Genomic DNA, 2467 nt, shown 5'->3' with positions numbered 1-2467 from the left:
AGATGCGCTGAGCCGGTCCGCCGACCAGATCCGCGCCGCCACGGAAAGCCACACCGATCCGCTGGAGCGGCTGCAGGTCGCCGTTCAACTGCTGTACGAGGCCTCACGCCCGGACCCGACGGCCAAGCGGCCGCTGTTCACCGACTTTGCCCCTAGGCTGCTGGTAACCCACCCGTCCGAGGTCAAGATCGCGCACGCGCCGTTACTGGCGTTGCTGACAGAGCTGATGGATGCGGCCGACGAGGCTGGCGTGTTGCGCACGACGATCAACCCCAAGCGGGTGGCAGCCATGACCATGCAGACGGTGATGTTCATCGCGCAATCCAGTGGCGGCCCCGACGACGCGACGGTCCACCCCATCACCGCCGAAGAGGTATGGGATTTCTGCTCGCGCGGATTCGTCGCCTAGCGCGACCGAGCGCCATCTCCATTCTCCGATGAGCAAATACCGCACTGCATTTGCTCGTGAGAATGAGATTCTCTAATATATAGAATCACAAATAGCCGAAACGGATTCGTCGTTGACACCTCTCGGTGGGTGATGACAGAGTTCTTCAGGCGGCAAGATCCGCGAGCCGGAGATTCGTCTCCCTCCGTTCTCCGCTGAGGCGCCGATCAATAGTCAGGAGTTGAGGTAGCCATGACGGGACGCGTTGAGGGCAAAGTCGCTTTCGTGAGCGGGGCGGCACGCGGTCAGGGCCGCAGCCACGCGGTGCGGTTGGCGCAAGAAGGCGCCGACATCATCGCCATCGACATCTGTAAGCCTATCCGCGAAGGCGTTGTGGACACCGCGATCCCGGCGTCGACGCCGGAGGATCTGGCCGAGACCGCCGACTTGGTCAAAGGACACAACCGCAGAATCTTCACCGCAGAGGTCGACGTGCGCGACTTCGCCGCGCTGAAAGCCGCGGTGGACACCGGCGTCGAGCAGCTCGGCCGGCTGGACATCATCGTCGCCAACGCCGGAATCGGAAACGGCGGCGACACATTGGACAAAACCAGTGACGAAGACTGGACCGAGATGATCGACATCAACCTGGGCGGGGTATGGAAGACCGTCAAAGCCGGTGTTCCGCATATCCTTTCGGGTGGGCGCGGCGGCTCGATCATCCTGACCAGCTCGGTCGGCGGGCTCAAGGCCTATCCCCACACCGGTCACTACGTAGCCGCCAAGCACGGTGTCGTCGGGCTGATGCGCGCCTTCGGAGTTGAGCTGGGACAGCACATGATTCGCGTCAACTCGGTGCACCCAACCCACGTCAAGACGCCGATGCTGCACAACGACGGCACGTTCAAGATGTTCCGCCCGGATCTGGAGAACCCGGGTCCCGACGACATGGCACCGATCTGTCAGCTGTTCCACACGCTGCCCATCCCGTGGGTGGAGCCGATCGACATCAGCAACGCGGTGCTGTTCTTCGCCTCCGACGAATCTCGCTATGTCACAGGTGTGACCCTGCCGGTCGACGCGGGTAGCTGCCTGAAATAGCTCCCAGCACTATTTACCCGGCACCAATCTGGTGTTCTCACCGGGACAGCGGTTCATCGGGCGCCGAACAGCCCCCACGGCAGTCGACCGTGACCGCCCACAATGACCCGCCGCGCCGCCGGTGCTAGCGCAGGCCGGCCCTCGACCGAATCAATCGGGTAGCCAACCGTCCGCGGCCAACGGCGGGGTAATAATCTCGCATGCAGGTTGGTCGTGCCCGATCACCGCGTCGACGAGCACCGGGATGTTGCATCTATGGAGACTTTCAACGGAACTGGAGCGGTTATCACCGGCGGTGCCAGCGGCATCGGTTTTGCCACCGCCACCGAATTCGCCCGCCGGGGGGCGCGCGTGGTGCTCTCCGATGTCGACAAACCCGGACTGGAGCAGGCGGTAAATCACTTGCGCGCCGAAGGATTCGAGGCGCACGGCGTCGTCTGTGACGTTAGCCGGCTCGACGAAATGGTGCACCTTGCCGACGAGGCCTTCCGCCTCCTCGGCCAAGTCGACGTCGTGTTCAGCAATGCCGGCATCGTTGTGGCGGGTCCGATCGCGCAGATGACCCACGACGACTGGCGCTGGGTGATCGACATCGACCTGTGGGGTTCGATCCATGCCGCTGAGGCGTTCGTACCGAGGCTGCTCGAGCAGGGCACCGGCGGCCACTTCGCCTTCACCGCGTCCTTCGCCGGCCTGGTACCCAACGCCGGCCTGGGAGCGTACGGCGTCGCCAAATACGGCGTTGTCGGCCTGGCGGAGACCTTGGCTCGCGAACTCAAAGGCGACAACATCGGCGTATCGGTGCTGTGCCCGATGGTCGTGGAGACCAAGCTGGTTTCCAACTCGGAACGAATCCGTGGCGCGGACTACGGACTGGACTCAGCGCCCGCCGTCAAGGGAGATATGGGGCCGCTGCCGGCGCAAGACGAAAGCCTGGGCGTCGACGACGTCGCCAAGCTGACGGCGGACGCGATCGTG

Annotated in this window: 2 protein-coding genes and 1 pseudogene; all 3 read left to right on the top strand. The window is 63.8% G+C overall.

The features are described from left to right. Positions 1 to 409: pseudogene (locus VN856_RS11100) on the top strand (TetR/AcrR family transcriptional regulator); the annotation flags it as partial. Between the two features lie 231 nt (positions 410 to 640). Next, positions 641 to 1489 carry a mycofactocin-coupled SDR family oxidoreductase gene (locus tag VN856_RS11095; protein WP_325688908.1) on the top strand — a complete coding sequence of 283 codons (849 nt, stop codon included), beginning with the start codon at positions 641 to 643 and terminating at the stop codon, positions 1487 to 1489. Between the two features lie 255 nt (positions 1490 to 1744). Then, the coding region (locus VN856_RS11090; RefSeq protein ID WP_325688906.1) for an SDR family NAD(P)-dependent oxidoreductase at positions 1745 to 2467 on the top strand (723 nt) is incomplete at its 3' end.

It is taken from the genome of Mycobacterium sp., from assembly GCF_035603715.1.
Classification (GTDB): domain Bacteria; phylum Actinomycetota; class Actinomycetes; order Mycobacteriales; family Mycobacteriaceae; genus Mycobacterium.
The sequence above is the reverse complement of the archived record's forward strand: the minus strand, read 5'-3'. Positions and strand labels throughout refer to the sequence as shown.

Bases quoted from the DNA above. Each gene is read 5' to 3' on its own strand.
- VN856_RS11095 (WP_325688908.1), top strand. From the start codon at position 641: ATGACGGGACGCGTTGAGGGCAAAGTCGCTTTCGTGAGCGGGGCGGCA.